The following is a 261-nucleotide window of genomic DNA, read 5'->3' as shown; positions in this document are numbered from 1 at the left end:
ATGACCGGTGGCCAGAAGCAGACGCTTTACCGGCGATTGCTCGAACTCAAGGATAGTGGGAAGAATCGCGATGCCGGGAAGGATGGCGACACCGGGAAACACGACGATGGCTGAGCGCCCGGTCGCCAGCCGCCAGCAGGCCTATCGGCGCGGCCACCGCAGCGAGTGGCTGGCGGCTGCGGCATTGATGGTGAAAGGCTACCGGATCCTGGCGCGCCGCCACCGAACGCGGTTCGGCGAGATCGACCTGATCGCGCGGCG

Annotated in this window: 1 protein-coding gene; it reads left to right on the top strand. The window is 66.7% G+C overall.

Annotated features, from left to right (window positions below; genetic code table 11):
• Positions 1 to 106: 106 nt before the first annotated feature.
• A partial coding sequence (locus tag AC0L20_RS41230; RefSeq protein ID WP_473295867.1) for a YraN family protein occupies positions 107 to 261 on the top strand: 155 nt, incomplete at its 3' end.

It is taken from the genome of Bradyrhizobium sp. Kon58 (assembly GCF_055807455.1).
This window is presented reverse-complemented; position numbering and strand designations above follow the sequence as displayed.